2 protein-coding genes and 1 pseudogene are annotated in these 1,944 nt (G+C 67.4%); all 3 read left to right on the top strand.

Annotation, left to right across the window (positions count from 1 at the left end; all coding sequences use genetic code 11):
* Positions 1-180: pseudogene (locus JCM9942_RS14815) on the top strand (transcriptional regulator); the annotation flags it as partial.
* Between the two features lie 17 nt (positions 181-197).
* Positions 198-704: an arsenate reductase ArsC gene (locus JCM9942_RS14810; RefSeq protein ID WP_054660600.1), complete on the top strand. Its 507-nt coding sequence runs from the start codon at positions 198-200 to the stop codon at positions 702-704.
* 14 nt (positions 705-718) lie between these two features.
* On the top strand, positions 719-1,741 hold the full coding sequence (gene arsB, locus JCM9942_RS14805) for an ACR3 family arsenite efflux transporter (protein ID WP_054660598.1): 1,023 nt from the start codon (positions 719-721) through the stop codon (positions 1,739-1,741).
* Positions 1,742-1,944: the final 203 nt, after the last annotated feature.

Below are 1,944 nucleotides of genomic sequence, written 5' to 3'. Positions count from 1 at the left end.
TTCCACCTGAAGGAACTGTTGCTCGCCGGCCTGCTGCAGAGCGAGAACCAGGGCCGCAACGTCTGTTACCGCGCCAATTTCAGCGCGATGAACGACCTGATCGCCTACCTCACCCACAACTGTTGCGCGGGCGCCCCCAGCCCCGACTGCAGCCCCACACCCCCTGATTGCGCCTGCTGAGCGGAGATTCATTCCTTATGACCACCCAACGCGTACTGTTCCTGTGCACGGGCAATTCGGCCCGCAGCGTGCTTGCCGAAGCCACACTCCGGGCCTGGGCCGGCCAGCGGTTCGAAGCGTTCAGCGCCGGCAGCCAGCCCACCGGCCAGATCAACCCCTTCGCCCTGGCCCAGTTGCAGGCCGAAGGTATTGCGACGGCCGGACTGCGCAGCAAATCCTGGGACGAGTTCGCCGACGGCGCGCCGATGGACGTGGTGATCACCGTCTGCGATGCCGCCGCTGCCGAGACATGTCCGGTGGTGTTTGGCGATTTCGTCCGTACCCACTGGGGCCTGCCCGATCCGGCCGCGGTCCAGGGTACTGATGCCGAAAAGGCCGAGGCATTCGCGCAGGCCCACGCCATCATCAAGGCGCGACTGCAGGCATTGCTGGCCTTGCCGGCAACGCTCTGGGCCGCGCGCGCGCCACTGCAGCAGGCACTGGACCAGATCGGCCTGCTGCAACCCGGCGACCGCCGCGCATGAGCGCCCCCGCTGCCATGGGACGGTTCGAACGTCACCTGACCCTCTGGGTGACCCTGTGCATCGTGGCCGGCACCGTGCTCGGCCACTATTTCCCCGGGGCATTCGCGCTGCTGGCCTCGGCCGAGCTGGCCAAGGTCAACCTGCCGGTCGCCGTGCTGATCTGGCTGATGATCATCCCGATGCTGCTGAAGGTGGATTTCGGCGCGATGCACCAGATCGGCCGGCACTGGAAAGGGATCGGCGTCACGCTGTTCATCAACTGGGCGGTCAAACCATTCTCGATGGCGCTGCTGGGCTGGCTGTTCCTGCGGCACGCCTTCGCCGACTGGCTGCCTGCCGGACAGGTCGACAGCTACATCGCCGGCCTGATCCTGCTGGCGGCCGCGCCCTGCACGGCCATGGTCTTTGTCTGGAGCAACCTGTGCCGGGGCGATGCCAACTTCACGCTCAGCCAGGTGGCGCTGAACGACGCCATCATGGTGCTGGCCTACGCGCCGGTCGTGGCCCTGCTGCTGGGCCTGTCGGCCATCACCGTGCCGTGGAACACGCTGCTCCTGTCGGTGGGCCTGTACATCCTGGTCCCGGTGATGGTCGCCGCCCTGCTGCGGCGCTGGATCCTCGCCCGCGCCGGTGAGCCGGACCTGCACGCGGCACTGCAGACACTCGGCCCGGTGTCACTGGCGGCGCTGCTGCTGACCCTGGTGCTGCTGTTCGGCTTCCAGGGCGAACAGATCGTCCGCCAGCCGCTGATCATCGCGCTGATCGCGGTGCCGATCCTGATCCAGGTCTATTTCAATGCGGGGCTGGCCTATCTGCTCAACCGTCGGCTGGGTGTCGCCCACTGCGTGGCCGGGCCGTCGGCCCTGATCGGGGCCAGCAACTTCTTCGAACTGGCCGTGGCCACCGCCGTGGGTCTGTTCGGGGTCCACTCCGGTGCGGCGCTGGCAACCGTGGTCGGGGTGCTGATCGAAGTGCCGGTAATGCTGTCGGTGGTCCGCATCGTCAACCGATCACGCGGCTGGTACGAACGGGCCTGAGGCCACCGTCCGATCGGGCCATGAACGGAAAAGGGGCCGGTGGCAGCTGCCACAGACCCCTTCGATGTCATCGCTGCGACGCGTCGATCAGAACGGAATGTCGTCGTCGGCGAAATCGTCCATCGGCGGCGGAGCGACTGCTGCTGGGCCGGAGCCGGACGCTGCTGGCGCTGGCCACTGCCGTAGCCGCCGCCCTGGTCCTG

It is taken from the genome of Stenotrophomonas pictorum JCM 9942, assembly GCF_001310775.1.
In the GTDB taxonomy this organism is placed as follows: Bacteria; Pseudomonadota; Gammaproteobacteria; order Xanthomonadales; family Xanthomonadaceae; genus Stenotrophomonas; species Stenotrophomonas pictorum.
This window is presented reverse-complemented; position numbering and strand designations above follow the sequence as displayed.

What these genes read in the sequence shown, in the direction of transcription:
- JCM9942_RS14810 (WP_054660600.1), top strand. Translation starts at nt 198, where the DNA reads ATGACCACCCAACGCGTACTGTTCCTGTGCACGGGCAATTCGGCCCGC.
- arsB (WP_054660598.1), top strand. Translation starts at nt 719, where the DNA reads ATGGGACGGTTCGAACGTCACCTGACCCTCTGGGTGACCCTGTGCATC.